Source organism: Streptomyces sp. NPDC001852 (assembly GCF_042891825.1).
GTDB lineage: Bacteria > Actinomycetota > Actinomycetes > Streptomycetales > Streptomycetaceae > Streptomyces.
The window spans coordinates 278,387-304,673 of sequence record NZ_JBIATN010000011.1 but is presented as its reverse complement, the minus strand read 5'-3'; the positions used below and the strand labels follow the sequence as shown (position 1 = coordinate 304,673).

General features: G+C 71.0%; 26 protein-coding genes and 3 pseudogenes. 20 read left to right on the top strand and 9 right to left on the bottom strand.

Annotated features, from left to right (window positions below; genetic code table 11):
• The coding region (locus tag ACFYZB_RS21440) for an integrase core domain-containing protein (RefSeq protein WP_388760841.1) at positions 1–142 on the top strand (142 nt) is incomplete at its 5' end.
• Here ACFYZB_RS21440 and ACFYZB_RS21435 read toward each other — a convergent pair.
• Positions 139–948 (bottom strand): DUF427 domain-containing protein, encoded by an 810-nt coding sequence (locus ACFYZB_RS21435; protein ID WP_388760802.1) that lies wholly within the window; start codon positions 946–948, stop codon positions 139–141. The genes ACFYZB_RS21440 and ACFYZB_RS21435 overlap by 4 nt on opposite strands.
• A gap of 346 nt (positions 949–1,294) precedes the next feature.
• Here ACFYZB_RS21435 and argG point away from each other — a divergent pair, with 346 nt between their 5' ends.
• The 4 genes from argG (at position 1,295) to ACFYZB_RS21415 (ending at position 6,316) form a co-directional block, all read left to right on the top strand.
• Positions 1,295–2,743 (top strand): argininosuccinate synthase, encoded by a 1,449-nt coding sequence (gene argG, locus ACFYZB_RS21430; protein ID WP_388760799.1) that lies wholly within the window; start codon positions 1,295–1,297, stop codon positions 2,741–2,743.
• Positions 2,744–3,040: 297 nt separating this feature from the next.
• On the top strand, positions 3,041–3,997 hold the full coding sequence (locus ACFYZB_RS21425) for a GlxA family transcriptional regulator (RefSeq protein ID WP_388760797.1): 957 nt from the start codon (positions 3,041–3,043) through the stop codon (positions 3,995–3,997).
• Between the two features lie 114 nt (positions 3,998–4,111).
• On the top strand, positions 4,112–5,125 hold the full coding sequence (gap, locus tag ACFYZB_RS21420) for a type I glyceraldehyde-3-phosphate dehydrogenase (protein WP_388760794.1): 1,014 nt from the start codon (positions 4,112–4,114) through the stop codon (positions 5,123–5,125).
• 114 nt (positions 5,126–5,239) lie between these two features.
• Positions 5,240–6,316, top strand: coding sequence for a fatty acid desaturase family protein (locus ACFYZB_RS21415; RefSeq protein WP_388760792.1), 1,077 nt, complete (start codon positions 5,240–5,242; stop codon positions 6,314–6,316).
• 142 nt (positions 6,317–6,458) lie between these two features.
• Here the strand turns inward: ACFYZB_RS21415 and ACFYZB_RS21410 are convergent, their stop codons facing one another.
• Genes ACFYZB_RS21410 through ACFYZB_RS21395 form a run of 4 tightly spaced genes read right to left on the bottom strand, consistent with a single transcriptional unit; the run spans position 6,459 to position 10,494 of the window.
• Positions 6,459–7,514 carry a maleylacetate reductase gene (locus ACFYZB_RS21410; RefSeq protein WP_388760789.1) on the bottom strand — a complete coding sequence of 352 codons (1,056 nt, stop codon included), beginning with the start codon at positions 7,512–7,514 and terminating at the stop codon, positions 6,459–6,461.
• Positions 7,515–7,534: 20 nt separating this feature from the next.
• Positions 7,535–8,458 carry a dioxygenase gene (locus ACFYZB_RS21405; protein WP_388760786.1) on the bottom strand — a complete coding sequence of 308 codons (924 nt, stop codon included), beginning with the start codon at positions 8,456–8,458 and terminating at the stop codon, positions 7,535–7,537.
• A 45-nt stretch (positions 8,459–8,503) separates the two neighbouring features.
• A complete protein-coding gene (locus ACFYZB_RS21400; RefSeq protein WP_388760783.1) occupies positions 8,504–9,244 on the bottom strand; it encodes a response regulator in 741 nt (246 codons plus the stop codon).
• A complete protein-coding gene (locus ACFYZB_RS21395) occupies positions 9,241–10,494 on the bottom strand; it encodes a sensor histidine kinase (RefSeq protein WP_388760780.1) in 1,254 nt (417 codons plus the stop codon). The genes ACFYZB_RS21400 and ACFYZB_RS21395 overlap by 4 nt, the downstream gene beginning before the upstream one ends.
• A gap of 133 nt (positions 10,495–10,627) precedes the next feature.
• Between ACFYZB_RS21395 and ACFYZB_RS21390 the strand changes: the two genes are divergently transcribed.
• From ACFYZB_RS21390 to ACFYZB_RS21375, 4 genes are all read left to right on the top strand, one after another.
• The gene (locus tag ACFYZB_RS21390) at positions 10,628–11,548 is read left to right on the top strand and encodes an ABC transporter ATP-binding protein (RefSeq protein WP_388760777.1); all 921 of its coding nucleotides are present in this window, start codon (positions 10,628–10,630) and stop codon (positions 11,546–11,548) included.
• Positions 11,545–12,366 (top strand): ABC transporter permease, encoded by an 822-nt coding sequence (locus ACFYZB_RS21385; RefSeq protein ID WP_388760774.1) that lies wholly within the window; start codon positions 11,545–11,547, stop codon positions 12,364–12,366. Before ACFYZB_RS21390 ends, ACFYZB_RS21385 begins: the two co-directional genes overlap by 4 nt.
• Before the next feature lie 200 nt (positions 12,367–12,566).
• On the top strand, positions 12,567–12,731 hold the full coding sequence (gene rpmG / locus ACFYZB_RS21380) for a 50S ribosomal protein L33 (protein WP_351208260.1): 165 nt from the start codon (positions 12,567–12,569) through the stop codon (positions 12,729–12,731).
• Positions 12,732–12,881: 150 nt separating this feature from the next.
• Entirely contained in the window at positions 12,882–12,986 is a 105-nt protein-coding gene (locus tag ACFYZB_RS21375; RefSeq protein WP_388760838.1) for a 50S ribosomal protein L36, read from the top strand.
• On the opposite strand, the gene ACFYZB_RS21370 is transcribed toward ACFYZB_RS21375, so the two are convergent.
• On the bottom strand, positions 12,967–13,209 hold the full coding sequence (locus ACFYZB_RS21370) for a hypothetical protein (RefSeq protein WP_388760770.1): 243 nt from the start codon (positions 13,207–13,209) through the stop codon (positions 12,967–12,969). The two genes, ACFYZB_RS21375 and ACFYZB_RS21370, sit on opposite strands and share 20 nt — an antisense overlap.
• A 595-nt stretch (positions 13,210–13,804) precedes the next feature.
• Here ACFYZB_RS21370 and ACFYZB_RS21365 point away from each other — a divergent pair.
• From ACFYZB_RS21365 to ACFYZB_RS21340, 6 genes and pseudogenes are all read left to right on the top strand, one after another.
• Positions 13,805–14,698 (top strand): polysaccharide deacetylase family protein, encoded by an 894-nt coding sequence (locus ACFYZB_RS21365; protein WP_388760767.1) that lies wholly within the window; start codon positions 13,805–13,807, stop codon positions 14,696–14,698.
• 198 nt (positions 14,699–14,896) lie between these two features.
• Entirely contained in the window at positions 14,897–16,348 is a 1,452-nt protein-coding gene (locus ACFYZB_RS21360) for a purine-cytosine permease family protein (protein WP_388760764.1), read from the top strand.
• A 335-nt stretch (positions 16,349–16,683) separates the two neighbouring features.
• Complete coding sequence (locus ACFYZB_RS21355; RefSeq protein WP_388760762.1) at positions 16,684–17,421, top strand: hypothetical protein; 738 nt, start codon at positions 16,684–16,686, stop codon at positions 17,419–17,421.
• Positions 17,422–17,662: 241 nt separating this feature from the next.
• Positions 17,663–18,355 (top strand): annotated as a pseudogene (locus tag ACFYZB_RS21350) (NAD-dependent epimerase/dehydratase family protein); the annotation flags it as partial.
• A 141-nt stretch (positions 18,356–18,496) separates the two neighbouring features.
• A pseudogene (locus ACFYZB_RS21345) lies at positions 18,497–19,347 on the top strand (sigma factor-like helix-turn-helix DNA-binding protein).
• Positions 19,344–19,925 carry an NADPH-dependent FMN reductase gene (locus ACFYZB_RS21340; protein WP_388760759.1) on the top strand — a complete coding sequence of 194 codons (582 nt, stop codon included), beginning with the start codon at positions 19,344–19,346 and terminating at the stop codon, positions 19,923–19,925. Before ACFYZB_RS21345 ends, ACFYZB_RS21340 begins: the two are co-directional and overlap by 4 nt.
• A 37-nt stretch (positions 19,926–19,962) precedes the next feature.
• Here the strand turns inward: ACFYZB_RS21340 and ACFYZB_RS21335 are convergent, their stop codons facing one another.
• Positions 19,963–20,268, bottom strand: coding sequence for a hypothetical protein (locus ACFYZB_RS21335; protein ID WP_388760835.1), 306 nt, complete (start codon positions 20,266–20,268; stop codon positions 19,963–19,965).
• A gap of 220 nt (positions 20,269–20,488) precedes the next feature.
• Between ACFYZB_RS21335 and ACFYZB_RS21330 the strand changes: the two genes are divergently transcribed.
• Positions 20,489–20,920, top strand: a complete 432-nt coding sequence (locus tag ACFYZB_RS21330; RefSeq protein WP_388760756.1) for an ester cyclase — start codon at positions 20,489–20,491, stop codon at positions 20,918–20,920.
• A 10-nt stretch (positions 20,921–20,930) separates the two neighbouring features.
• Here ACFYZB_RS21330 and ACFYZB_RS21325 read toward each other — a convergent pair.
• Positions 20,931–21,089: pseudogene (locus ACFYZB_RS21325) on the bottom strand (RidA family protein); the annotation flags it as partial.
• Between the two features lie 112 nt (positions 21,090–21,201).
• On the opposite strand from ACFYZB_RS21325, the gene ACFYZB_RS21320 reads away from it, so the two are divergent.
• Positions 21,202–21,852, top strand: a complete 651-nt coding sequence (locus tag ACFYZB_RS21320; RefSeq protein WP_388760753.1) for a HEAT repeat domain-containing protein — start codon at positions 21,202–21,204, stop codon at positions 21,850–21,852.
• Between the two features lie 467 nt (positions 21,853–22,319).
• Here the strand turns inward: ACFYZB_RS21320 and ACFYZB_RS21315 are convergent, their stop codons facing one another.
• Positions 22,320–22,937: a TOPRIM nucleotidyl transferase/hydrolase domain-containing protein gene (locus ACFYZB_RS21315; protein WP_388760750.1), complete on the bottom strand. Its 618-nt coding sequence runs from the start codon at positions 22,935–22,937 to the stop codon at positions 22,320–22,322.
• A gap of 113 nt (positions 22,938–23,050) precedes the next feature.
• On the opposite strand from ACFYZB_RS21315, the gene ACFYZB_RS21310 reads away from it, so the two are divergent.
• The 3 genes from ACFYZB_RS21310 to htpG all read left to right on the top strand — a co-directional run bounded on the left by ACFYZB_RS21310 (position 23,051) and on the right by htpG (position 26,193).
• Positions 23,051–23,338 carry a hypothetical protein gene (locus ACFYZB_RS21310; RefSeq protein WP_388760747.1) on the top strand — a complete coding sequence of 96 codons (288 nt, stop codon included), beginning with the start codon at positions 23,051–23,053 and terminating at the stop codon, positions 23,336–23,338.
• Positions 23,335–24,180, top strand: a complete 846-nt coding sequence (locus tag ACFYZB_RS21305) for an SDR family oxidoreductase (RefSeq protein WP_388760744.1) — start codon at positions 23,335–23,337, stop codon at positions 24,178–24,180. Before ACFYZB_RS21310 ends, ACFYZB_RS21305 begins: the two co-directional genes overlap by 4 nt.
• A gap of 117 nt (positions 24,181–24,297) precedes the next feature.
• Positions 24,298–26,193, top strand: coding sequence for a molecular chaperone HtpG (gene htpG / locus ACFYZB_RS21300; RefSeq protein ID WP_388760742.1), 1,896 nt, complete (start codon positions 24,298–24,300; stop codon positions 26,191–26,193).
• Positions 26,194–26,287: the final 94 nt, after the last annotated feature.

Sequence of the window (26,287 nt, the reverse complement as noted above, 5' to 3'; positions counted from 1 at the left end):
GCGGCCCTACACCTCAGATACCGAGCGGCAGGCAGCGCTTCCCGACTGGCTGGACTGGTACAACTACCACCGACCCCACACCGGCATCGGCGGCCGAACACCAGCCAGCCGCGTCACCAACCTGTCCAGTCAGCACACCTAGCGCGGCGTCCTGGTGAATGGTGTGACCGGGCGTTCGAGGCGCTCACCGTCCACCGTGATGTCGACGACTTCGTTGTAGAAGGCGAGCAGCCCCTTGATCGCGCCCACCGCGGGCAGCGGCTCGGGGTAACTCCACACGACGTCGGGCGGAACGTCCGACCCGCCGTGCTCCCCGTGCCAGGACCAGTACTCGGCGGTGCCCTTGTAGGGGCAGCCGGTGTGGCGGTCGCTGGGCCGGAACAGGTCGAGGCGGACGTCCTCGCGGGGGAGGTAGTAGCGGGTCGGCAGGCCCGTCTCGAACAGGAGTACCGGACGGCGGGTGTCGGCGACGACCCGGCCGCCGATCTCGACGACGACGTGCCGGCTGCTGGGGAGGGCATCGACCCGTTTGTGCGGGTCGCGGGGGTGGACGAAGATCTCCTCTTCCTCCTCGTACCAGTGGTCCAGGCCCCGGCCGGTGCGCTGGAACCACTCGAAGGCGATGTGTCCCGCCAGATCGTCGGCGGGAAAGGCCCACGCCGCGTTCTCCAGCAGTTCGCCGTCCACTGCGAGGTCGTAGAAGACCGTCGACCCGGTGTGAGCGCCGACCGGCGGGTTCTTCGCCGGCAGCAGCAGGTCCTCGCGGACCTCCGTGCGCGGGAAGGCGTACAGCGGCACGGGGACGCCGGGCTCCCACACGAGCACGGGGTGGCGGCTGTCGACCACGGTGACATCGCCCTTGCGGCCGCGCACCCAACGCTCACTGGGCTCCCAGAGCAGGCCTTCCGGGGTGGTCCGCAACGACTGGGCGGTACTGGGCGTGGGCATGACCGGATCTCCTTCTCCCTCGGCGGGCCGGAGGTGGTTCGCGGGTGGTGAGTAGCCGTTCCATGCTCGCGCGGGCGGCGGGCGCTCGCCAGGCCGGAGCGAGGAGGCTCATGACTGCCGACGCAGGCGAGCGCGCAGGGCTGCGCCGTCGCTCCTGGCGAGCCGGTCCGCCGGGGCGCGCAGTCCGGGGTGGCGGTCGGAGGGCTCGACTGCGGCGTGCCGCCCTCGGTCCTGCCGGGAGTCCAGCTGTCGCGGCCGGCCGGGGTGAGACGGCGGAAGGGGCCGGTCGGGGTCGATTGCGGGGATGGGCTATGCATGGGCATGCGGAATGATGCATACTCTTCCTATGTCCAAGGTCCTCACTTCCCTTCCGGTCGGCGAGCGCGTCGGTATCGCCTTCTCCGGCGGCCTCGACACCTCGGTCGCCGTCGCGTGGATGCGCGCCAAGGGTGCCGTCCCGTGCACCTACACCGCCGACATCGGCCAGTACGACGAGCCCGACATCGCCTCGGTACCCGGCCGTGCGACGACCTACGGTGCCGAGATCGCGCGCCTGGTCGACTGCCGTGCGGCCCTGGTCGAGGAGGGGCTGGCCGCGCTCGCCTGCGGCGCGTTCCACATCCGCTCGGGCGGGCGGGCGTACTTCAACACCACGCCCCTCGGCCGCGCCGTCACCGGCACCCTCCTGGTGCGGGCGATGCTCGAGGACGACGTACAGATCTGGGGCGACGGCTCCACCTTCAAGGGCAACGACATCGAGCGGTTCTACCGCTACGGCCTGCTCGCCAACCCGCACCTGCGGATCTACAAGCCCTGGCTGGACTCCGACTTCGTGACCGAACTGGGCGGCCGCAAGGAGATGTCCGAGTGGCTGCTCGCGCACGGCCTGCCGTACCGCGACAGCACGGAGAAGGCGTACTCCACCGACGCGAACATCTGGGGCGCCACCCACGAGGCCAAGACCCTGGAGCACCTGGACACCGGCCTCGAGACGGTCGAGCCGATCATGGGCGTGCGGTTCTGGGACCCCGCCGTCGAGATCCCCGCCGAGGACGTGACGATCGGCTTCGACCAGGGCCGCCCCGTGACGATCAACGGCAAGGAGTTCGCCTCGCCGGTCGAGCTGGTCATGGAGGCCAACGCCATCGGCGGCCGGCACGGGCTCGGCATGTCGGACCAGATCGAGAACCGGATCATCGAGGCCAAGAGCCGCGGCATCTACGAGGCCCCCGGCATGGCCCTGCTGCACGCGGCGTACGAGCGGCTGGTCAACGCGATCCACAACGAGGACACCCTCGCCCAGTACCACAACGAGGGCCGCAAGCTCGGCCGGCTCATGTACGAGGGCCGCTGGCTGGACCCGCAGGCGCTGATGATCCGCGAGTCGCTGCAGCGCTGGGTCGGCGCCGCGGTCACCGGCGAGGTGACGCTGCGGCTGCGGCGCGGTGAGGACTACTCCATCCTCGACACCACGGGCCCGGCGTTCAGCTACCACCCGGACAAGCTGTCCATGGAGCGCACCGAGGACTCCGCGTTCGGTCCGTCGGACCGGATCGGCCAGCTCACCATGCGCAACCTCGACATCGCCGACTCCCGCGCCCGCCTCGAGCAGTACGCCGGTCTGGGCATGGTCGGCACCGAGCACCCGGCCCTGATCGGCGCGGCCCAGGCCGCCTCCACGGGGCTGATCGGCGCCATGCCCCAGGGCGGCGCCGAGGCGATCGCCTCCCGTGGCGAGGTCTCGGAGGAGGACGTGGCGCTGGACCGTGCCGCGATGGAGTCCGGCACGGACTGACCCCGCTCACCGGCCGCAGCCACCTTGGACAGCGGGCCCCGTCGGTTCACCTCCGACGGGGCCCGCCGTCGTACGCCTGCCCTCGTGGAACCGGTCACCGCCGGGGACTTGGCCTGGCTGTGTGAGCTGTTCACCGCCGGCTGGGGCGGTGCCGTCTCGATGAGTCGGGGCGTCGCGACACGACCGCCCTGCCGGGATTCGTGGTCGATGCCGGATCCGTCAGGAGCTCGAACTGGAACTCCGCCTCTCCTCCGTCGCTCCCGACGGCGTCGCCTGAGCCTCTCGTACCCTGTCTCCGTGCTGTCCCCCCGTCTGCGACGCGTCGCCGTCCTGGTGCTCGAAGGCGCCAAACCGCTCGATGTCGGGATCCCCGCGCAGGTGTTCACGACACGGGCGAGCATGCCGTACGAGGTGCGGGTGTGCGGGGCGGAGCCCGGGCTCGTGGCGGGCGGTGACGGGCTGTCGTACCACGTCGCCCATGGGCTCGACGCGCTCGCGTGGGCGGACCTCGTCTTCATCCCGGGATACCGGTTTCCGGACCGCGAGGATCCGCCGCGGCCCGTGGTCGACGCGCTGCTCGCCGCCCACGCCCGGGGCACGCGGCTCGCCGCCATCTCGACGGGGGCCTTCGCGCTCGCGGCCACGGGACTGCTCGACGGCAAGCGGGCGACGACACACTGGCACTACTCGCGGGCCCTCGCCGCGAAGCACCCGCTGGTCCAGGTCGACGAGAACGTGCTCTTCGTCGACGAGGGCAGCGTGCTGACCTCGGCCGGCGCCGCCTCCGGCATCGATCTGTGCCTGCACATCCTGCGCAAGGACCTCGGGGTCGCCGTGTCCAACCACGCGGCGCGGCGCCTGGTCGCCGCCCCCTACCGCAGCGGCGGCCAGGCCCAGTACGTGCCGCGAAGCGTGCCCGAGCCGCTCGGCGAACGGTTCGCCGCGACCCGCGAGTGGGCGCTGCACCGCCTCGGCGAGCCCCTCACCCTCACGGCGCTCGCCCGGCACGCCGCGGTCTCGCCCCGCACGCTCTCCCGGCGCTTCGTCGAGGACACCGGGTACACGCCCATGCAGTGGGTGATGCGCGCCCGCATCGACCTGGCCCGGGAGCTGCTCGAACGCTCCGAGCGCAGCATCGAGCAGATCGCCGCCGACGTCGGCCTCGGCACCGGCACGAATCTGCGGACCCACTTCCAGCGGATCCTCGGCACCACCCCGAGCGAATACCGGCGCACCTTCACCCAGGGCGAATAGCCGCTGTCGCGCCTGGCGCGATCCTTGCGAACCATGGCGCTCTCGACACGGTCACGCACGGATGCGGCACGCGACGCTGGTGGGGAACCGAGGGAAGCCGAAGGGACACCACTCATGACTCGCATCGCCATCAACGGATTTGGCCGCATCGGACGCAACGTGCTGCGCGCCCTGCTCGAACGCGGCAGCGCCCTCGACGTCGTGGCCGTGAACGACCTGACGGAGCCCGCCACCCTCGCACGGCTGCTCGCCTACGACACCACGGCCGGCCGGCTCGGCCGTCCCGTGACCGTCGACGGGGACGCCCTCGTCGTCGACGGCCGCCGGATCACCGTCCTCGCCGAACGCGAGCCGTCCCAACTGCCGTGGGCCGACCTCGGTGTGGACATCGTCCTGGAGGCGACCGGCCGCTTCACCGCGGCGAAGGCCGCCCGGGCACACCTCGACGCCGGGGCGAAGAAGGTGCTCGTGAGCGCGCCGTCCGACGGAGCCGATGTCACGCTCGCGTACGGGGTCAACACCGACGCCTACGAGCCGGACCTGCACACGATCGTCTCGAACGCCTCCTGCACCACCAACGCGCTCGCGCCGCTGGCCGCCGTGCTGGACGAACTCGCCGGGATCGAGCACGGCTTCATGACCACCGTGCACGCCTACACGCAGGAGCAGAACCTGCAGGACGGTCCGCACCGCGACGCCCGCCGTGCCCGCGCCGCCGCCGTCAACATCGTGCCCACCACGACGGGCGCGGCCAAGGCGATCGGCCTCGTGCTGCCGAACCTCGACGGCAAGCTGTCCGGCGACTCGATCCGCGTGCCCGTTCCGGTGGGCTCGATCGTCGAACTCAACACGAGCGTCGCACGCGACGTCACCCGCGACGACGTCCTGGCGGCGTACCGCGCCGCGGCCGAGGGCCCGCTCGCCGGCATCCTCGAGTACTCGGACGACCCGCTCGTGTCCTCCGACATCACCGGCAATCCGGCCTCCTCGATCTTCGACTCGGCCCTGACCCGCGTCGACGGCCGGCACGTCAAGGTGGTCGCCTGGTACGACAACGAGTGGGGTTTCTCCCACCGCGTGGTCGACACGCTCGAACTCCTCGCCGGCCGGCCCTCCCGGGAGGGCTGAGGTCAGCGGCTCGGCAGGGGGGCAACACCCTGCGGCGGCGTAGGGAAAGCCCCCCGTCCGGTCGGGGGCCTGACCGGCTGTTGTCACCGAACGGGCGCGCCGAGACTCGACGGCATGACGATTTCCACGCATGCCCCGGACGCCGCCGAGGCGCCGGCCGCCCGCTCCCGTACGGCCGGCTCCGAAGCCGGCAGCGACTTCGCGCGGCTGTCCCGGCGTGTCACCGAGGCCGGCCTGCTGAAGCGGCGCCCCGGCTACTACACGGCGCGGCTCACCCTGGTGACCGCGCTGCTGGCGGCGGGCTGGGGCACCTTCCTCGCGCTCGGCGACACCTGGTGGCAGCTGGCGGTGGCGGCCTTCCTCGCCTTCATGTTCGGCCAAGTCGCCCTGGTAGCCCATGACTTGGCGCACCGTCAGGTCTTCCGGCGCGGTCGGCCGAGCCAGACGTGGGGCCGGCTCTTCGGCAACCTCGGCATCGGCATGAGCTACGGCTGGTGGATGAACAAGCACACCCGCCACCACGCCAACCCCAACCACGAGGAACTCGACCCGGATGTCGCCCCGGACATCCTGGTGTGGTCCACCGCCCAGGCCCGCGCGAGCCGTGGCCTCGCCCGCCTCATCGGGGGACACCAGGCGTGGCTGTTCTTCCCCCTGCTGACGTTGGAGGGATTCAACCTGCACGTCGCGAGCGTGCGGGCGCTGCGCTCGCCGGCCATGAAGCACCGGGTCCTGGAAGCCGGCCTGCTGCTCCTTCACCTCGCGGCCTATGTGTCCGCACTGTTCCTGGTGCTCCCGCCCGGCAAGGCGGTCGCGTTCCTCTTCGTGCACCAGTGCCTCTTCGGCGTCTACCTCGGCTGCACCTTCGCACCGAACCACAAGGGCATGCCCACGTTCAGCGGCGACGAACGGCCCGACTTCCTGCGCCGCCAGGTCCTCACCTCCCGCAACGTCCGCGGCGGCCGGCTCACGGACGTGCTGCTCGGCGGGCTCAACTACCAGATCGAGCACCACCTGTTCCCGAGCATGCCCACCCCCCATCTGCGCCGGGCCCAGGCCGTCGTCCGCGCGTACTGCGCGGAGATCGGCGTGCCGTACCACGAGACCGGCCTGATCCGGTCGTACCGCGAGGCCCTCGCCCACATGCACCGGGTGGGAGAACCGATCAGGCGGCGGCGCAGGGCATCCTGACGACCGCACCCGGGGACTCTTCGCCCGCCTCAGCCCGCGAGCAGCATCGCGGCCTGCACCACGCCGAGAAGCGCGGCCGGCGCACCGTCCCGGACCGGACGCCGGCGCCTTCTCGGTCTGTCGCCCCGGTGATTCCCGCCGGTCACCACGCCGCCTCCAGCAGCAGCGTCACCGACTCCGCGTCCGGTGCACGAGGGTTCGGGTAGGGCTGGGCCGCGACCCGCTCGGCGACGGGCCGCAGCCCCTCCCTCGGCACACCGAGGGCGCGCAGCCTGGTCGGCCCGGTGTGACTGCGGGCCAGGCCGCCCACGACCGCCACCGGGTCGCCGCCGGTGATCCGTTCCAGCCGGGCGGCGGCCCTCGGCGCGGCGGGCAGGTTGAAGGCCAGGACGTGCGGGAGCAGCAGGGCGTGCAGTTCGGCGTGCGGCAGATCGAAGGTGCCGCCGAGGACGTGCGCGAGCTGGTGGTGCAGGCCCATGCGGGTCTGGGCCAGGCAGAGGCCGGCCAGCCAGGCGGACTGCTGCAGACGCGTGCGGCCCGGCAGGCCCGAGGGGTCGGCGAGCACTGCGGGGAGCCCGCCGAGGATGCCGTCGGCGGCCTCGGTCGCCAGGGCGTCGCTCGCGGCGGTCGCGTTCGGAGCCCACAGGGCCTCCACCGCGTGGGCGAGGGCGTTCAGGGCACTGGCCAGAGTCAGCCCCGGCGGCATGCCGAGGGTCAGCTCCGGGTCGTAGACGACCGTGCCGGGGGCGATGGCCGGGTCGCGTCGGGTCGTCTTCACACCGTCCTTCGTCTCGCCCAGGACGGGGGTCACCTCCGAACCGGCGTAGGTGGTGGGGACGGCCACCTGCGGCAGCCCGGTGCGCACCGACAGCGCCTTGCCGAGGCCGACGGCGGAGCCGCCGCCGATCGCCACCAGGCCGTCGGCGTCGGCCTGCCGCAACAGGTCCAGCGCCTCCTCGGTGACGGCGACCGGGGTGTGGACGACGGCCCCGTCGAACCGCGCCGCCAGACGGGAGCCGAGAGCCCGGGCCAGCTCGTCGGCTGCCGCCCGGGCCGATCCCGTCGCGAGGAGCAGCACCCGGCCGGAGCCGAGCCGCCGGGTCTCCTCGGGGACGGCACGGCGGGCCCCGGCGCCGACGAGGACCCGGCAGGGCAGCGTCTCGTGGACGGTGACGTCCCCGAGGACGTGCTCGGACATGCTCGTACCTCCAGGGAGTGTCACTCCGCGCCCGACTGGACCTCGCGCTGGACGGCGATGGGGAAGTCGACGTGACGGAAGGGATGGGGCAGTTCGTGCTCGGCCGCCCGGGCGGGGTCGTCGACCTGCGCGAAGGTGCGGATCAGGCTTTCCTTGACGCCGAAGACGGCGTCGGAGTCCAGGTAGGGGGAACCGGCCACGAAGAGATGCGTGGTCAGGGTGCGGACGCCCGGCGCGGACACCTCGAGGTGGATGTGTGCAGCCCGGTTGGGATGGCGTCCGGTGGCCTTCAGCAGCCCGCCGACCGGGCCGTCGGTGGGGATGGGATAGTAGCGCGGCACGACGGTGCGGAACCAGAACCTGCCGTCCTCGTCGGCGGTGAACAGGCCGCGCAGATTGCGGTCCGGGACCTCGCCGGGCCGCTGCACGTCGTAGAAGCCGTCCGCGTCGGCCTGCCACACGTCGACGCTCGCGCCCGCCACGGGCCGGCCGTCGGCGTCCGTGATCCGGCCGGTGACCAGACAGGGCTCGCCGCCCTGCCCGGCCTCGTCGATGGTGTCGCCGAGGGCACGCGGCGGCGAGTCGACCAGGTGGAAGGGGCCTTCGACGGTCGACTCGGTGAACTGCCCGTCGGCCGGGTGGTTCAGCGTCTCCACCAGCATCGACACACCCAGCACATCCGACAGCAGGATGAACTCCTGCCGGGTGTCGTCGCATTTCTGCCCGGTCTCGGTCAGGAAGCGGATGCCCGCCGCCCACTCCTCGCCGGTGAGTCCGACGTCCTTGACGAAGGCGTGCGTGTGCCGCACCAGGGAGGTGAGGATCTCCTTCAGCCGTTCGTCGCTCGTGCCGGCGAAACTCGCGGCGACGATCTCCGCGGAGCGCTCCGCCTCGAACAGCCCCGACAGCGGGGCCGTACCGGGATCCTCGGGATGTTCGGTCATCTCTCCTGCTCCCTGCCCTCGGCGGCCGGGATCAGTATGAACGCATCACCGGTCGACCGAAGCAGAACCCGGAAGGGCGGGGGCAGCCCCCGGCCGCGTTTCCCCGGCATCGTCGTACGGCGCTGGGTTCGACGGCGTGACCAGACCCGTCTCGTACGCGGTGATCACGAGCTGAACGCGGTCCCGGGCACCGAGTTTGGCGAGGAGTCGGGAGACATGTGACTTGGTGGTGGCCACCGTGATGAAGAGGTCCTGCGCGATCTCGGTGTTGGACCGCCCGCGTCCGACCAGGGTCAGCACTTCCCGTTCCCGCTCGGTCACGCCCTCGAGCCGTCGCGCGGAGTGCTCCGGAGGGGCCGTCCGGCGTGCGACGAAGTCCGCGATCAGACGACGTGTCACACTCGGCGCGATCAGCGCGTCGCCGGCGGCGACCACGCGGATCGCCGCGAGGATGTCGTCCAGCGCCATGTCCTTGACCGCGAAGCCACTGGCCCCGGCCCGGAGCGCGCCGTGGACATGGTCGTCCTCGTCGAACGTGGTCAGCATCAGCACGCGGGTCGACGCGTGGCCGGCCGTGATCCAGCGCGTGGCCTCGATGCCGTCCATGCCGGGCATCCGGATGTCCATGACCACGACGTCGGGGCGGGTCAGCCGGACCTGCTCGACGGCCTCCTCGCCGGTGGCGGCCTCGCCGACGACCTCCAGGTCGGGGTGGTCGGCCATGAGCACCCGCAGTCCGGACCGCACCAACTGCTGGTCGTCGGCGAGGACGATCCGGATGCTCATCGGTTCTCCAGCGCGACGCCCGCGGGTTCGGGCAGCGGCAGCCGGGCCACCACCCGGAAGCCGCCCTCGGGACGCGGGCCGGCGCTGAACCGGCCGTGCAGCAGGGCGGCCCGCTCCCGCATGCCGACGATGCCGAAGCCGTGGTCCGGGCCGTCCCCGGGGACACCGCGCCCGTCGTCGACGACCTCCACGGACAGCTCCTCGTTCCCGTAGTCGAGGGCGACCGCACAGTGCCCGGTACCCGCATGGCGGACCACGTTGGTCAGCGCCTCCTGCACGATACGGTAGGCCGACAGATCGACATCGGCCGGCAGGGGCCGCCGCTCCCCGCTGACGCGCACCTCGACCCTCACCCCCGCCTGTGCCGTCGCCGCCGCCAGTCGTTCGACGTCCGCGAGACCCGGCGAGGGCGCGAGCGCCGCTCGTGGTGCCGTCGCCGGGTCCGGCTCGGCCTGACGGAGTGCCACCAGAGTGCGCCGGAGGCCGGACAGGGTCTGTCTGCTGGTGCTCTCGATGGTCTGCAGGGCGTCGCGGGCCGCGTCGGGCTGCGTACGGATGACCCGGCTGCCCACCCCCGCCTGGATCGCGATGATGCCGACCGAGTGCGCGATCATGTCGTGCAACTCCCTTGCGATCCGCAGCCGTTCGGCGGTGACCGCCTCGGCCACCTCCTGCGCGCGCAGCGTCACCGCGTGCTCGCGGCGCTCGCGGTTCAGCAGCCCGAGCATGCAGGACGCGGCCATCACCAGAAGACCGATCACCCCGTCGACGATCATCAAGTCCGGGCCGTGCGCGAAGAGGCCGATCGCCAGCAACTGCACGCCGAAGGCCAGGGATACGGCGACGGAGGATACCCGGCGCCCGCAGGTGGCGACGACGTACCCCAGGACGAGGTCCGCCGCCAGGTACGCCAGGAACTGGCTCTGATAGGACAGCGTCAGGCTCACAGGGGTGGTGCGTTTGGGGACGACCACCACGGCGGTGGCCCCGAGGAGCGCCAGCACCAGGGCCGTCAGCGGCGCCCGGCGCAGCACCCCGACGAGCAGGCTCACCGCCGGCAGCGACCCGACGGCGACAAGGGGGCCCGTGTCCCGTGGCGCGCCCGACGCCAGGACCAGCAGCAGGAAGACGTACAGAACGCCTCCCGCCCAGGCCATGGGCGTCGCTCTCGTCACCCCCGGTGGGCCGTTCTGGCGGTTGCGCGGCGTCGCGGAGGACGCGGTGGCGGCCGGGTGGCCGGTGGTGGTCATGCCGCGAGACTAGCCAGCCGTCCCGGCCGACGGCATCGGCCCCGGGACGTACACCCGTGGGCCAACTCGCGGCGCGCCTTTGCCGTCCACGGCCTCATGCCCGCACCGGGCGCCTCCGGGCACCGTTGTCGCCGTGATCGAAGTCAACGAACTCACCAAGCGCTACGGCGACAAGACGGCTGTGGAGCGCCTGACCTTCTCCGTGCGGCCGGGACAGGTCACGGGCTTCCTCGGCCCCAACGGAGCCGGCAAGACCACCACCCTGAGAATGATCCTCGGCCTCGACAAACCCACCGCAGGCTCCGCCTCGGTCGGCGAGGCCGACTTCCGCAGCCACCCGCGAGGGCTGCGGCACGTCGGTGCACTGCTGGACGCCGGTCAGGTGCACGGCGGACGCAGCGCGACAGCCCACCTGTCCGCACTGGCCCGCAGCAACGGCATCCCGCCGCGCCGGGTCGAGGAGGTGCTGCAGGAGGTCGGGCTGGCCGAGGCCGCGAGGCGGCGTATCGGTGGCTTCTCGCTCGGCATGAAGCAACGGCTCGGTATCGCCACCGCCCTGCTGGGCGATCCACCGGTGCTGATGTTCGACGAGCCGGTCAATGGCATGGACCCGGGAGGCGTTCTCTGGGTACGGCGCCTCTTCCGGCGACTGGCCGCCGAGGGACGTACGGTCTTCCTCTCCAGTCACCTGATGTCGGAGATGGAGAACACCGCCGACCAGCTGGTCGTCATCGGCCGGGGCCGGCTGATCGCCGCCGAGTCGGTGGAGGACTTCGCGGCCCGCAGCGCCCGCCACAGTGTCGTGGTGGCCAGCCCGCGGGCCGCGGAGTTGGCGGCGGTCCTGAACGCAGCCGGCGCATCGGCCGAGCCGCAGGGCCCGGCGGTCGCCGGGAGACTCGCCGTGACCGGCCTGCCGGCGGACCGCATCGGAGCGCTCGCTCTGGAACACCGGATCCCGCTGAACGAGCTGACCACGCACACAGCCTCACTGGAGGAGGCGTTCATGGAACTCACCGCCGGCAGCGTCGAATACCTGGCAGGACAACCGCGATGACCACGCTCACCATGCCCTCGCCCGTCCGCTTCGGTGACCTGATCGCCGCAGAATGGATCAAAACGCGGTCCCTGCGCTCCACTTGGTGGACGATCGCGCTCGCCGGCCTGTTCGTGATCGGTTCCGCCGCCGTGGCGGCACTCGCGGACCGCCACAACCTGGCGGCCGCCGGCACGAGCCCGCACGGCCCCGCCGACTTCCTGCCCTTCGACGCCTTTCCGCAGCCGGGGTACATGACGCTGATGCTCGTCGCGGGGAGCGTCGGCGCCATCACGATCGTGAGCGAGTACAGCAGCGGCCTGATCCGCACCACCCTCGTGGCCGTCCCCGCCCGCGGCGCGGTGGTACTGGCCAAGGCGACCGTGACGACCGCACTGTGGACCGCCGTCGGCACAGTCGTCGCCACCGGTTCCTTCCTCGTCTCCCAGGCCATCCTGAACGGACGGCACGCGGGCGTCCCGATCACGCATCCCGGTGTGCCGCGGGCGCTCGTGGCATCCGCGCTGCTCGCGCCCATCTGCGCACTGGCCGGGCTGGGCCTGGGCGTACTGATCCGGCACAGTGCCGCGACCATGGCCACCTGTGCCTTCACGCTGCTGATGCTGCCGACCGTCTTCTCGCAGAGCAGGCGGTGGTCCGCCGACGCCAACCACATGATGGTCGTCGCCGCCTGGCAGCGCCTGGTCCAGAACTGGGACCCCGATCCGGACTCCCGCGGGTTCAGTGCCACGGTTACCGGTTCCTGGACGGTGTACGGGCTGTGGCCACTGATGGCGGTCGTCGTCGCCGTGCTGGTCGTCAGGAGGCGGGACGTGTGACCTGTCCCTACGGCGGTACGGCGGTACGGCGGTACGGCGCTACGGTGCGGGCGCTCGCCGGTGGCCAACGGCGACCACGGGCCGGCGGGCTTCTGCGGGCGGCCGCAAGACAGCACCGGGAATGCCGGAGCGACCCGCACGGTTGCACGGGTGGCCGACATGCTCGGGTCATCCCCGGCATGGGCTGAAGGGAGATTCTCATGGCACGCAGTACCGTGCGTCCCGTCGTCAGGCTCAGGTCGACGGCGGGTACCGGCGTCACCTACGTGACGCGCAAGAACCGTCTGAGCGACCCCGACCGCCTCGTCCTGCGCAAGTACGACCCGGTCGCCGGCCGGCACGTCGCGTTCCGCGAGGAACGCTGAAGCACGCCGTACGACGCGGTCGCCCGCCACCGCGTCGATGACCGTCGTCCGGGAAGAGGGCATCCCCTGCCCGCTGATCGACGTGGAGGGCTCGTCGGCCGGCCATGCCCCTGAGCACGAGGAGAACCCAGTCATGAAGGTCGCAAGTCCCTGCGCTCGCTGAAGTCCAGGCCCGGCGCCCAGCTGGTGCGCCGCCGCGGGGTGGTCTTCGTCGTGAACAAGAAGAACCCCCGCTTCAAGGCACGACAGGGCTGACAGCCCGCGCCGAGCGGACACGGGCCGGGTCCTGCCCTGCGCAGGACCGGTCCGGTCCGGTTCGAGATGCCTTCGCCGTGCCGAGGTCGGTGAGCAGTTCGGCGCGCGGGCCGACGCTGACATGACCACGGACGGTCACGATCCCGCACACCCTCTCGAGGTAGCCGTGGTGCCGGGAGGACTCGGCCGCATCGTCGCCCAGGGCGGCGGTGACGGCCCGCATGCCGGAACTCTGCCGACGATGTCCCGCACCCCGAGTGTCCGGCCGTGCGTGGGGAGGCGGAACGCCTCCGCGCCGCCTCGCGCCCCGTTGTACCGGCGCAGCGACACGGCGGAGGCCGCCCAGCCCCACCGGGCGGCGGCAGCTGCGCTCCGCCGGAGACGGTCGGACGTGGCGGACGACGCGCAGGTGGCACGCCCCGAGCAGCATGTTCGTCATGACCAGAACGACTACGCCCCCTCCTTCCCGTCCCCTCTCGCCCGCCCCCCTCCGGGCGCGTCGGGCGACGGCCCGCATGGACAGCCGAACGAATCTCGCGAGCGGCACACCACGCACCGTGTGGGCCCTCGCTTACGCCCCACTCCTCGCCGTTACCCCTTCTGATGACGGCGGTGACCTGGTCGTACGCACGGCGGCACCCGGTCAGGGGGCTGCCAGGAGGCGGGAACGGCAGGTAGCGCCACCGTGCGCCGACTCGCGCCCGATTCTCGGTGATCTCTTACCGGTGTCTTCACGGTGACGGACGGTCCGCTGCATACGGTTGCCGTCATGGGCGGCTGTCGATGGTGACGGCCCTCGATCAGGTCTGGGAGAACGGATGACGGCTGGTCGCCGTGCGGTGCTCGCCGCCATGACGGGGGGACTGCTCGCCGGCTGCGCGGGCGCGAAGAATGGCGGCGCCGCCTCCTCTTCCGGTCCGGCGGGGACAGGTTCGGGCGCGGCGATCCCGCCCACCTCCAGTGCCGTACCCTCGGCCACTGCCTCCGCCACGCGGCCTCCCGTCACCCGCGCGGCGATCGTCGCCCGCTACGGGCGCAGCGTGCCGCACACCTGGGGCTTCGACGCCCCGGGCGTGGTGCACTCCCTGCCGCGCACGACCCGCGCCATCGCGCTGACCTTCGACGCATGCGGCGGCCCGGGCGGCAGCGGTTATGACCAGGCGCTCGTCGATTTCCTCCGCGCACGGCACATTGCGGCGACACTCTTCATCAACTCCCGCTGGATCGACGCCAATCCGGCGGAGTTCCACCGCTTGGCCACGGACCCGCTGTTCGAGATCGCCAACCACGGCACCCGGCACCGCCCGCTGTCCGTCACCGGTCGCTCCGCGTACGGCATTCCCGGTACCCGTGGCGCCGGCGAGGTGTACGACGAGATCGCCGGCAACCGGGCCAAGCTGACCCGACTGCTGGGCGCCCCACCGCGCTTCTTCCGGTCGGGCACCGCGTACTGCGACGACGTCGCGGCTCGCATCGTCACCGATCTCGGGGAACGCTTCGTCAGCTTCTCCGTCAACGGTGACGGCGGCGCCACCTTCACCGCCGAGCAGGTGCACACCACCGTCGCCTCGGCTCAGGCCGGATCCATCGTCCTGTGCCACATGAACCACCCCGAGGGCGGCACCGCGCGGGGCATCGCGAGCGCCGTCCCCCACCTGCTGGCCAGGGGCCACCGCTTCGTCCGCCTGTCGGACGCACTGCACCGCACCTGAGCACGGCGGGGGCGGCCCATCGAACCTGACCCGTCATCGCACACGGTGACCGCGAACGGCGGCAGCCCATCGAACCGAGGGGCCGACCTCGCCTCATCGCCGCTCGTGGCCTTTCGCTGCCTGTGTCACACCACTCGTCACAGGGCCCACGCCGGATCACAATGTGTCCCAGAGACAGACCGGCCGCCGGGAGGCGTTATGAGCACATCAGCTGAGCCAAGGGTGTCCGGCCTTGAGGTCCGGTCCATCGACTACGTCCCCCTGGACGAGCGGCACGGCAAGCTCTGGCACCTGGGCCCGCTGTGGTTCATGTCCAACGCCCAGATCGCGACCCTGGCCGTGGGGCTCATCAGCATCACCGGGGGCGGCAACCTGATCTGGTCCCTGCTGGCCATCGTAGCCGGCACCGTCATCGGCACCTTCTTCATGGCCTTCCACTCGGCACAGGGACCCCAGCTGGGCCTGCCGCAGATGATCCAGTCGCGCCCCCAGTTCGGATACGTCGGCGCCCTCCTGGTATGGCTCTTCGCCTATGTGCAGTACGCGGGCTTCAACATCTTCAACAGCATCCTGGCCGCCGACTCCCTGCACACCACCCTGCACGGCAGCGTCAAGCTGTGGGTGGTGGTGGTCACCGTGGTCGCACTCGTGATCGCGCTGGTGGGCTACGACATCATCCACAAGGCCGAGCGGATACTGACGTACACCTTCCTGGTCGTCTTCGGGATCTTCACCGTCGGTGTCCTCGTCACCCTGCACTACCCTGCGGGCTCCTTCGACCTCGGCGCCTTCAAGTGGACGCCGTTCCTGGCGCAGTTCGGCGTGGTCGCCGGCTACCAGATCAGCTGGGCCATCTACGTCTCGGACTACTCGCGCTACCTCCCGCCGGACGTGACGGTCCGCAAGACCTTCTACTGGACGTACTTCGGCTCCGCGCTCGGCGGCATCTGGCTCATGGTCCTCGGCACGCTGCTCGCCGCCTGGGCCGGCAAGGACTTCGAGACGATCAAGTCGATCAACGCGGCCGGTGACAAGGTCTTCGACGGCTTCGGCGCGATCGTGCTGCTCTTCGCCGCCCTGGGCCTGGTGTCCGTCACCGCGCTGAACATGTACGGCGGTTCGCTGACCCTCATCAGCGGCATCGACTCGTTCAAGCGGGTGCGTCCGACACTGGGTGTGCGCCTGCTGACCATCGGTCTGACCGCGGCCCTGTCCCTGGTCGGTGCACTGGCCGCGACCTCCCACTTCCTCGAGAACTTCAACAACTTCCTGCTGCTGGTGCTCTACCTGTTCATCCCGTGGACCGCGGTGAACCTGATGGACTACTACGTGGTGCGCCGCGGGCACTACGCCATCGCGGAGATCTTCAACCCGCACGGTCTCTACGGCCGTTGGGGCTGGCACGGCATCATCTCCTACCTCGTCGGCTTCGCCGTCATGATCCCGTTCTTCTCCGTCGGCACCCTGTACGTGGGTCCCGCCGCCAAGGCGCTGGACGGAGCCGACATCTCGTTCTTCATCGGTCTTCCGGTCGCCGCGCTGCTGTACTGGTGGCTGACCCGCTCGATCGACGTGGCTGCCGAGACACGCATCGCCCAGGCCGAGGCGGAGGCGCTGGAGCAGGCGGCCCACGAGCACCGCGAGCCCTGACCGGGGCAGACGTGCGGTCCGAGCGGCGAAGGGAGACGGCGTTCTGCTCGTACGCCGCCTTCTGGCTGTCCTGCTGGTGGATCGCGCCGCGCTACGGGTCAGCCTCGCCGTGCCGGCGGTGCTCGCGCTGCTGAGGCTCACCTACCTCTCCCCGGCCATCGGCGCCTTCCCGTGGGCCCGCGCCTGCCCGGCGTGGCCCGCCCGGCGGGGGACGAGCGCCCCGCCCGACCTGCCGGCGGCCGCTCCTCGGAGTGCTGCCGTTCGGGCGACTCGGACGAGCGGCTCGACGGGTCCCGGCTCCCGCCGACGCCCACGCGGCCGGGACAATCCTCGTCATGAACGACGACATGGCTGACGCCCGGAGCCGACTGGCCAGGATCGAGCAGCTGCTGGAGAGCGGTGAACGCGAACTGGTCCCCGCCTGGCGCCGGGCGACCCGCGGTGAGCCGCGGTGGACGGTGACGGCGGTCATCCTCGCGGCCGTCGCCCTGCAGCTGATCCTGCCGCACCGCCTCATTCTCCTCCGCACGGTCTGGGCCCTGCCCGCACTGGAGTTGGTGCTGCTGGCCGGACTGATCGCGGCCAATCCCCGGCGTGTGGAGCCCCGTACCCGCCTGCTGCGGTACCTGGGCCTGGCCCTGACCGGCGTCATCAGCCTGGCCAACGGCTGGGCTGCGGTCCGGCTCGTGGGGGAACTGGTGAGCGGCAAAGGGGGCGACAGCGCGGTCCCGCTCCTGCTGACCGGTGGTGTCATCTGGGTGACGAACGTCATCGTGTTCGCCCTGTGGTACTGGGAGTGGGACCGGGGCGGCCCCATGGCCCGGGTCAGGGGACAGCACCAGTTCCCCGACTTCCTCTTCGTGCAGATGCAGAGCCCGGAGCTGGCCCCGCCGGACTGGGAACCTGCGTTCCTGGACTACCTCTACCTCTCCTTCACCAACGCCACCGCCTTCAGCCCGACCGACGTCATGCCGCTGTCCCGCTGGGCCAAGATGCTGATGATGCTGCAGTCCTCCGTGTCCCTGGTCACCGTGGTCCTCGTGGTCGCCCGGGCGGTCAACATCCTGAAGTGAACAGACGCCGTCCGGCCGCCGGCCGCGCCGTCGGCCGCGCGAGCCGCTGGCTCCCGGGCTCCCCCGAGGGAGGGGAGTCCCCCGGTACCAGGAAGACGGCGGAAGACGACCGCAGACGCCGAAGTCGCCACGGGTGAACGTCCGTTGCCTGCCTCCGGTGTCCAGGACACGTCCCCCATGTCACAGACGACCGGGCTGTCTCGTCCCAGATCCCGGAGAACGACTTGGGATCAGGAAGGTGATGGCCATGCGGGTGTTCGTGGCGGGCGGTACCGGGGTGCTCGGGCGGCGGCTCGTACCGCAGCTCGTGGCCCGGGGCCACCAGGTGACGGCCACGACGACGAGCGCGGCCAAGCTCGCCCTGGCGGAGAGACTGGGCGCGGAAGCCGTCGTCCTGGACGGACTGGACGCGGTGTCCGTCGGTGCGGCGGTGGCGGCAGCCCGGCCGGACGTGATCGTGCACCAGATGACCGGGATCAGCCTCGCGCACGCAGGAAGACCCGATCTGAGGCACTTCGACCGGTGGGCCGCGCCCACCATCCGGCTGCGCACCGAGGGATCCGACCACCTGCTGGCGGCGGCCGGGGCCACCGGTGTACGCCACTTCGTCGCCCAGGGCTGTGCCAACTGGAACGGAATCCGTGAGGGCGGATGGGTGAAGACCGAGGACGACCCGCTGGACCTGCACGAGGGGACGCCCGCGTACGTGGCGATGGCCGCGCTGCGGCACGTCGAGGACGCGGTCGGCAGGGCCGGCGGCGCGATCCTGCGCTACGGCGGGTTCTACGGGCCGGGCGCCACCGACGACCAGCTGGAACTCGTCCGCAAACGGCAGTTCCCGCTGGTCGGGGACGGCACCGGGTACGCCTCGTGGGTGCATCTGGACGACGCGGCGAGCGCCACCGTGCTCGCCGTGGAGCAGCGGGCGAGGGGCGCGTTCAACATCGTCGACGACGAACCCGCCCCGGCGAGCGCATGGCTGCCGTACCTGGGGGCGTGTGCGGGTGCCAAGCCTCCGATGCGGGTGCCGAAGTGGCCGGCCCGGCTGCTGGCCGGGGAGGTCGTGGTCACGATGATGACCGAGGGCCGCGGCTTCTCCAACGGCCGGGCCAAACGCGAGCTCGGCCGGCAACTGCGCATCCTGGGCAGCGTGGCCGAGGCGGAGGACGCGGTCCAGGAGACCTGGATGCGCTACGACCTCTCCGCGACCCGGCCGACGTCGACCAGGGCGTTTCTCTCGGCCACGGTCACCCGCATCTCGATCGACGTGCTGCGCTCGGCCCGGGTGCGGCGCGAGGCATACGTCGGACCGTGGTTCCCCGAGCCACTGCTCACCGACCCCTACCAGGACCCGGCGCACTCGGCGGAACTGGCCGACTCGCTGTCCATGGCGTCCCTGCTCCTGCTGGAGCGGCTCAGCCCCCTCGAACGGGCCGTCTTCGTACTGCGGGACGTGTTCGCCTTCGGCTTCCCCGACATCGCGGCCGCCGTGGGACGCTCCGAGGCGGCCTGCCGTCAGCTCGCCGTACGCGCGCGCCACCACATGGAGGCGCCCCGCAGTGGGCCGGGGGAATCAACGGCGTCGACCAGATGTGCCAGATGCTCGGCCAACTCCTCCTGCCGTTCCTGGGCATCGGTGGCGTCGTGGAGCCACGCCAGGTCAACGGCCGGCCGGGTGCGGTCTTCCGCGACCGCGACGGCAAGGTGGTCAACATCTGGACCCTCGACATCCTCGACGGACGGATCCAGACGATCCGCACGGTCAGCAACCCCGACAAGCTCGGCCACCTGGGCCCCGTCGCGGATGCCTGGGCCCTGCTGCGCGAAGCACAGCAGGCTCGCCGGGACCTGACCGGACCGGAACCGTCGGACCCGGCCACCACACGGAGCTTCGTACAGGAAGCAGAACAGGAGAACCGGACATGATCAGGACCGGCGTCATCATCGCCAGCACCCGCCCCGGCCGGAAGGGCGACCGGGTGGCCGAGTGGGTACGCGACCTCGCTGCCGAACACGCCGGGGACGCAGCGGACTTCGAGCTCGTGGACCTCCAGGACCACGCGCTGCCGCTGCTCGACGAGGCGGTACCGCCGCGCATGGCGCCGGGCGGGCGACCGCACACCAGGCGATGGGCCGAGGCCATCGGCTCGTACGACGCCTTCATCGTCGTCACACCCGAATACAACGCCGGCCCCCCGGCCTCCCTGACCAACGCCATCGACTACCTCCACGACGAGTGGGGCGGCAAACCGGTCGGTTACGTGGGCTACGGCGTCTTCGGTGCGGTCATGGCGGTGCAGAAGCTGCGTGCCCAGGCGGGCGTGCTGCGCATGGCGGACATCGGACCGCAGGTGGCGCTGTCGCTGCGCGACGACTTCGTGAACTTCACCGACTTCCGCCCGCAGGAACTGCGCGTGCCCGAGGTGCACGGGCTGGTCGACGAGCTGCTGGCGTGGGCGCAGGCACTCGCCCCGCTCCGCGCGGCGTCTGCGGCGACCGTCTGAGACGGCGCATGATGGCGAGGGGCCCGGGGGTGCCGGATCAGTCGAGGAGCAGGAGCAGAACGGCGGCCTCCGCGCGGAGTTGCGATGCCCGGTCGGCCTGCGCGGGGGCCGTGAACTGCGCCGCGAGCGCGAGCCGTTCTTCGACCTCGGCCCGCACGATGTCGGTGATGTGCTGTTCGCTCAGCTCACGCCGGGCAGCCTCCGTGGTACCGACACCGACCGGCACCTGCTCGATGGCCGAGCCGCGCAGCTCGGCCGGGCCCACCGGTACCGCCTCGGCGTTGTCCACGGCGGCAAGCGTGGCACGCAGGGCGCTGACCGCGACCTTGTCCCGGGCACGCATCGCTTCTCGCAGGGCTTGACGCATGTGAAGACGCAGAGACATGCCGGTGACCCTACGGTCCGTCCCCGGGATCCTCAACGGAATATCGGGCAACGCCGCTCGGAGGTGTCACATTCCGGCGCGCCGGTTCGTCGGATGTGTGCAGTCGGCTGTGGGGGGCGGAGGAGGCTCGATGTGGAGGCCCGTCCCGCACGTCCGTACCGACCTGAGGAGAAGTCGTATGTCGACCGATGAGGCAACGCGCAACAAGGCGACGGCCACGCGTTTGCATGACGCGGTGAGCACCAGGGATCCGGAGATCATCTCCAAGGTGATCGATGAACTCGTGGCGCCGGACGCTCTGTTCCACACACCGGTGCCGATGGGCAGCACGGGAGCACAGGCGCTCAAGCAGGTGTGGACCGTGCTCCTCCGTGCGTTTCCCGACATCCACGTCGCCGTCGAGGACGTGATCGCCGAAGGGGACAAGGTCGTGTCCAGGAACACCGTGACCGGGACCCACCGGGGGGAGTACCAGGGCATGGCGCCGACCGGCAGGTCCGTCACCTACGGCGAGATCTTCATCCTGCGTTTCGAGGGCGGCCGGATCGCCGAGATCTGGGGCGTGGTCGATGTCCTCTCACAGATGCGCCAGCTGGGAGCCGTCTCGTAAGGCCCCTCTCCTATCGCCCCACGGCGGCCACACCGTCGATCTCGACGCGCACACCGTCGCGCACGAGGTGCGTGACGACGGTCGTCCGGGCCGGAAACCGCGGGCAGTCCGCGAAGAACCCGCGGTACACCCCGTTGAAGGTCGCGAAATCACCTCTGTCCGCGAGGTAGCAGGTGCGCTTGGATGCCTTCGATCATGCGAGCATTGTGATGCGCACGGCCGTCCTCGCGGCAGCGGAAATTCCTTTGCCCGGATTCGCCGCGCAGACCCACACTGAGACCATGCTCGGATTCGTCAGGACCGACAGCGCAGCCCTGGTGTCGTGCCTGGGCGACCCACAACGCTCCGCCATGGCACACCGCGAGCTGCTGCGACGCGGGGAGCACGCGGTGAGCGCCATACGGGCCGGCCTCCACGACGGGAACCCTGCAGTCCGGGAGGGCTGCTGCCGGCTTCTCGACCACCTGGTCGACACCGACTCGATGGGTGAACTCGTCGCCATGGCCGACGACCCCGACGCCCGCGTCAGGATCGCCGCGTTCCATGCCCTGGCCTGTGACCGGTGCAAGGGCGACACCTGTGCGCCAGGCCCGGACCGGGTGCTCGAACCGGCCCTGCAGCACCTGGCCACGGATCCCGACCCGCACGTCCGGGCCAGGGCCGCCGAGCTCGTCGGCAAGTTCGCCCGCTCCGATGCCCGCGCCGCGGCTGCCCTGAAGGAATCCCGGACCAACGACCCGAGTCCTGCCGTGCGGAAGAAGGCGGGCTGGTACGCACCCGGTGGGCCCATCTACGAACGGACTCCTCCGCTGAGGGCGGACTCCGGGAACGGCTCCGCGCACTCGTCCAGGAGGGCGGCGAAGGCCGCGTCGGCGCAGTCAGCGGGGAACCGCCGGGGCGCGGCAGCGCGGTCCGGTGACGTGATCACGTAGTGGTGCGCCAGGTAGGAGAGGTCTCCCCGGCTTTCCCGGACATGAACACGCATCAGGGTCCGGCCGCATCGTGTGCAGGCGATCCACGGTACGGAGACGAGGCCGGTCTCATCCCGGTCGGCCCCGTCCGCCCTTCCCTCGCCGCCGTCGGCACCGCGCTCGACCAGCTGCACGAGAGCCGGCTCGTCGTTCCCCGGGCACTGCAGAATCCGAGGTGCGAGAGCCGTTCTCTCGCCCCAGGTTTCCGCCACCACGGAGATCTGGGCCCTGTCGGTCTCGCCGATCGGCACTCCATGGGCGAGCAACCCGGACACGAGCAGGCAGAGCCCCGCCTCCTGCTCCCCGATGTCCCAGCACTCCCTGATCTCCCGGGCCTCGGCGACGGGCAGCAAGGCGGCGAGCCGGTTCCAGATCACGACGTCTTCGGTCACCCGGCAGACGCTACCGGCCTTGTTGACGATGCCGGGTCAGAGGCTGGTCAGCAGGCCGTCGAGCGGAGCGGGTACGCGGTCGGGGGCGAGGGCCTCGACGAGGACACGGCCGTAATGGATCTTGCGCCCCTTCTTCGTGCCGAAGAAGCGCCGCAATTGCTGGTGCGAGGTGCGGCCCCGCTGCGCGGGCTGGCGCAGGAAGGTCTGCAGGGAGCGCAGATCGCCCTCCGCTCGGACGAGCTCCTGAACCCGTGTCACGCCCAGCGCGCGGATGAGCTCGTCCTCCAGATCCGCCGCGCAGACGAAGAACCCGTGCCGTGCCGAGCCGGCCACCTCCAGGGCGCGGGCGTAGTAACCGCGTTCCGCCTCGTCGCACAGTCCCGTGAGGCGCAGGTCCAGGCCGGGTGGCCCGAGGAGACGGGCGAAGCGCCCGACGCTCATCGCACCGCCGATCGGCAGGACGCAGACGCCTTCCGCCGCCAGGTTCCGCTCGCGGCGAGCGGCCAGCGCCTCGACCGCTGCGACATCGCTCGGTCCTTCGAGCAGCACGGCGGCACGGACCGGCAGCCGCGCGGCCAGCTCGCGCGCGGAGTCGCCGGGACCGCCGGCCGCCCACGCGGTGACCGCCTCCCGGAACGACCTCATGTCAGCCATGAGATGAGTCTCCGCCCTTCCCGGCTACCGCGGCAGGGAATTTCCGCCGCCCCTTGATCCTCCGGGTGCGAAACTGCCTGCGGGACCGCCACATACCCACTCGGGGAGGATCCATGGCCGTCACCTACCTGATGCTCGCACGTCTGCCGGAGGGACGGCTGGACGCCTTCGACGCCTACGAGAGAGCCGTTCTGCCGCTCCTCGCCGAACACGGGGGCCGACTCGAACGGCGGTTGCGCACCGTGGACGACCGCGTCGAAGCCCACCTCGTGAGCTTTCCCGGCGACGGGGACTTCGCCGCGTACCGGGCGGACCCTCGGCGCTCCTCGGCCGCGCCACTGCTGGAAGCGTCCGGAGCGGCGATCGAACTCCTCGCAGTGCGGGAAGTGGAGGGACGATGATTCTGGTGACCGGCGCGAGCGGGAACGTCGGCAGCGCTCTGCTCGCTCGCCTCGCCGCCGACGGCGTGCCCGCGCGGGCGGCCTACCGTGATCCGCGGAGGACGGCCCGGGTGATCGAGTCGGGCGGTCACGCGGTGACGCTCGATCTGGCGGTCCCGGATTCGATCGCGCCCGCACTCGACGGCATTGACACCGTGTTTCTCGTCGGCGCCACGGGCCCCGCCCAGACGACGCACGAGCTCAACATGGTGGAGGCCGCCCGTGCCGTGGGCACCCGGGTGGTCAAGCTGTCGGTCTGGCGGGCCGACGAGGGACTGTCACCGATTGCCCGGCTGCATCGGCCTGTTGAGCGGGCACTGGTCGCGTCGGGGCTGCCCTGGACGATCCTGCGCCCCAACTTCTACCTGCAGAACTTCCTGCGCCAGCCGTCGATCCGCGAGGCCGGCGAGTTCAGCCTGCCCCTGATCGACGCACCCATCAGTTTCGTCGACGTCGGCGACATCGCCCGCGTCGCCGCCCGGGTCCTCACCACCGAGGGCCACGACGGCCGCGTCCATGGCCTCACCGGGCCCGAGGCACTGACGTACGCCGACGTCGCGCAGGAGTTCTCCCGCATCCTCGGAAGACCAGTGCGTTACGTGGCCCTGCCCGACGACGAGGCGCGCGCGGCGATGCTGCGTCGCGGGGTGCCGCAGTTCCACGCCGACGCCCTGATCGGGGTCGCCCGGGCCTACCGCAACGGTGGAGCCGACACCGTCACTTCGACCGTCCCCGACCTCACCGGCCGTGCCGCACTGGGGTTCGCCGCATTCGTGCGCCGGAACCGCGAAGCCTTCGGCTGACGGAATCGGGGGGCTGGATCCGGCCACGGCTGCCCGTATCCGGCCATCGCCCTGACATGGTGTTTTACAGTGGCTGGCATCAGTTCCGGCGATAACACCTGTGAGGAATTCGCGAACATGCCGACTGAAACGCTCGAGTTTCAGGTGGAGGCCCGTCAGCTGCTGCAGCTGATGATCCACTCGGTCTACTCCAACAAGGATGTCTTCCTGCGCGAGCTCGTCTCCAACGCCTCCGACGCGCTGGACAAGCTGCGTCTGGAGAAGCTGCGGGACGACTCGCTGGACGCCGACGTCTCCGATCTGCACATCGAGATCGACATCGACAAGGACGCCCGCACCCTCACCGTGCGGGACAACGGCATCGGGATGTCGTACGACGAGGTCGGACAGCTCATCGGCACCATCGCCAACTCCGGCACCGCGCAGTTCCTCCAGGAGTTGCGAGAGGCCAAGGACGCGGCCGGTGCGGAGGGGCTCATCGGCCAGTTCGGCGTCGGGTTCTACTCCGGCTTCATGGTGGCGGACGAGGTCACCCTGGTCACCCGCCGCGCCGGCGAGAGCCAGGGCACCCGCTGGACCTCGCGCGGCGAGGACACCTACACGCTGGAGCCGGTCGGCGACGCGCCGCAGGGCACCTCGGTCACCCTCCACCTCAAGCCCGCCGACCCCGAGAACCAGCTCCACGACTACACCTCCCCGTGGAAGATCGGGGAGATCATCAAACGGTACTCGGACTTCATCACCTGGCCCGTCCGGATGGTCCCGGAGCGGGGCGAGGGCGATGAGGCGCCCGAACCCGAAACGCTCAACTCCATGAAGGCGCTGTGGGCGCGGTCGCGTGACGAGGTGTCCGACGACGAGTACCACGAGCTGTACAAGCACATCGGGCACGACTGGCGCGACCCGCTGGAGACGATCCGGCTGCAGGCCGAGGGCACCTTCGAGTTCCAGGCCCTGCTGTTCCTCCCCGCGCACGCGCCCCACGACCTCTTCACGCGGGACTTCCGGCGCGGCGTGCAGCTGTACGTCAGGCGCGTGTTCATCATGGACGACTGCGAGGCGCTGCTGCCGCCGTACCTCCGCTTCGTCAAGGGCGTCGTCGACGCGGCCGACCTGTCGCTCAACGTGTCCCGCGAGATCCTCCAGCAGGACCGCCACATCGAGATGATGCGGCGTCGGCTGACGAAGAAGGTCCTGTCCACGGTCAAGGACATGATGGCCAAGGACCGGGACCGGTACACCACGTTCTGGCGGGAGTTCGGCACCGTCCTGAAGGAGGGACTGGTCACCGACCCGGAGAACCGCGACGCCATCCTCGCCCTCGCGTCGTTCGCGACCACGCACGACGACACCGAGCCGACCACGCTCAGCAGTTACGTGGAGCGGATGAAGGACGGCCAGGACGACATCTACTACCTCACCGGCGAGTCCCGGCAGAGCATCGAGAACTCCCCGCACATGGAGGCCTTCCGGGACCGGGGCATCGAGGTGCTGCTGCTCACCGATCCCGTCGACGAGGTGTGGGCCGACGCCGTCGGCGAGTACGAGGGCAAGAAGCTGCGGTCCGTCGCCAAGGGGCAGATCGACCTCGGCGCCGATGACGACGCCGCCGAGGGCGAGCGGGAGAAGCAGACCGAGGACTACGCCGGACTGCTCGGCTGGATGAAGGAGCAGCTGGACGAGGACATCAAGGAGGTGCGCCTGTCCTCCCGTCTCACCGTCTCCCCGGCCTGTGTCGTCTCCGACGCAGGCGATCTGACCCCGGCGCTGGAGAACATGTACCGCGCGATGGGCCAGGAGGTGCCCCGCGCCAGGCGGATCCTGGAGGTCAACCCGGGCCACCCGCTGGTGAAGGGTCTCAACGAGGCGTACAAGGAGCGCGAGGACCGCACGGGGCTCACCGAGACCACGGAACTCCTGCACGGTCTGGCGGTACTCGCCGAGGGCGGCCAGCCCAAGGACCCCGCCCGCTTCGTCAAGCTGATGGCCGACCGCCTGGAACGCGCGCTGTAACCCGGCACCGCCACACGCCGGCGGCCTGTCCCGGGGAGCCGGGCAGGCCGCCGACTGCTTGTGGACATACGACAAGCCGTGGTCGGGAATTTGT

Excerpts from the sequence above, each read along its gene's own strand:
- ACFYZB_RS21435 (WP_388760802.1), bottom strand. The coding sequence starts at position 948 with ATGCCCACGCCCAGTACCGCCCAGTCGTTGCGGACCACCCCGGAAGGC.
- argG (WP_388760799.1), top strand. The coding sequence starts at position 1,295 with ATGTCCAAGGTCCTCACTTCCCTTCCGGTCGGCGAGCGCGTCGGTATC.
- gap (WP_388760794.1), top strand. The coding sequence starts at position 4,112 with ATGACTCGCATCGCCATCAACGGATTTGGCCGCATCGGACGCAACGTG.
- ACFYZB_RS21415 (WP_388760792.1), top strand. The coding sequence starts at position 5,240 with ATGACGATTTCCACGCATGCCCCGGACGCCGCCGAGGCGCCGGCCGCC.
- ACFYZB_RS21410 (WP_388760789.1), bottom strand. The coding sequence starts at position 7,514 with ATGTCCGAGCACGTCCTCGGGGACGTCACCGTCCACGAGACGCTGCCC.
- ACFYZB_RS21405 (WP_388760786.1), bottom strand. The coding sequence starts at position 8,458 with ATGACCGAACATCCCGAGGATCCCGGTACGGCCCCGCTGTCGGGGCTG.
- ACFYZB_RS21400 (WP_388760783.1), bottom strand. The coding sequence starts at position 9,244 with ATGAGCATCCGGATCGTCCTCGCCGACGACCAGCAGTTGGTGCGGTCC.
- ACFYZB_RS21395 (WP_388760780.1), bottom strand. The coding sequence starts at position 10,494 with ATGACCACCACCGGCCACCCGGCCGCCACCGCGTCCTCCGCGACGCCG.
- ACFYZB_RS21385 (WP_388760774.1), top strand. The coding sequence starts at position 11,545 with ATGACCACGCTCACCATGCCCTCGCCCGTCCGCTTCGGTGACCTGATC.
- rpmG (WP_351208260.1), top strand. The coding sequence starts at position 12,567 with ATGGCACGCAGTACCGTGCGTCCCGTCGTCAGGCTCAGGTCGACGGCG.
- ACFYZB_RS21370 (WP_388760770.1), bottom strand. The coding sequence starts at position 13,209 with ATGCGGGCCGTCACCGCCGCCCTGGGCGACGATGCGGCCGAGTCCTCC.
- ACFYZB_RS21365 (WP_388760767.1), top strand. The coding sequence starts at position 13,805 with ATGACGGCTGGTCGCCGTGCGGTGCTCGCCGCCATGACGGGGGGACTG.
- ACFYZB_RS21360 (WP_388760764.1), top strand. The coding sequence starts at position 14,897 with ATGAGCACATCAGCTGAGCCAAGGGTGTCCGGCCTTGAGGTCCGGTCC.
- ACFYZB_RS21355 (WP_388760762.1), top strand. The coding sequence starts at position 16,684 with ATGAACGACGACATGGCTGACGCCCGGAGCCGACTGGCCAGGATCGAG.
- ACFYZB_RS21340 (WP_388760759.1), top strand. The coding sequence starts at position 19,344 with ATGATCAGGACCGGCGTCATCATCGCCAGCACCCGCCCCGGCCGGAAG.
- ACFYZB_RS21335 (WP_388760835.1), bottom strand. The coding sequence starts at position 20,268 with ATGCGTGCCCGGGACAAGGTCGCGGTCAGCGCCCTGCGTGCCACGCTT.
- ACFYZB_RS21330 (WP_388760756.1), top strand. The coding sequence starts at position 20,489 with ATGTCGACCGATGAGGCAACGCGCAACAAGGCGACGGCCACGCGTTTG.
- ACFYZB_RS21320 (WP_388760753.1), top strand. The coding sequence starts at position 21,202 with ATGCTCGGATTCGTCAGGACCGACAGCGCAGCCCTGGTGTCGTGCCTG.
- ACFYZB_RS21315 (WP_388760750.1), bottom strand. The coding sequence starts at position 22,937 with ATGGCTGACATGAGGTCGTTCCGGGAGGCGGTCACCGCGTGGGCGGCC.
- ACFYZB_RS21310 (WP_388760747.1), top strand. The coding sequence starts at position 23,051 with ATGGCCGTCACCTACCTGATGCTCGCACGTCTGCCGGAGGGACGGCTG.
- ACFYZB_RS21305 (WP_388760744.1), top strand. The coding sequence starts at position 23,335 with ATGATTCTGGTGACCGGCGCGAGCGGGAACGTCGGCAGCGCTCTGCTC.
- htpG (WP_388760742.1), top strand. The coding sequence starts at position 24,298 with ATGCCGACTGAAACGCTCGAGTTTCAGGTGGAGGCCCGTCAGCTGCTG.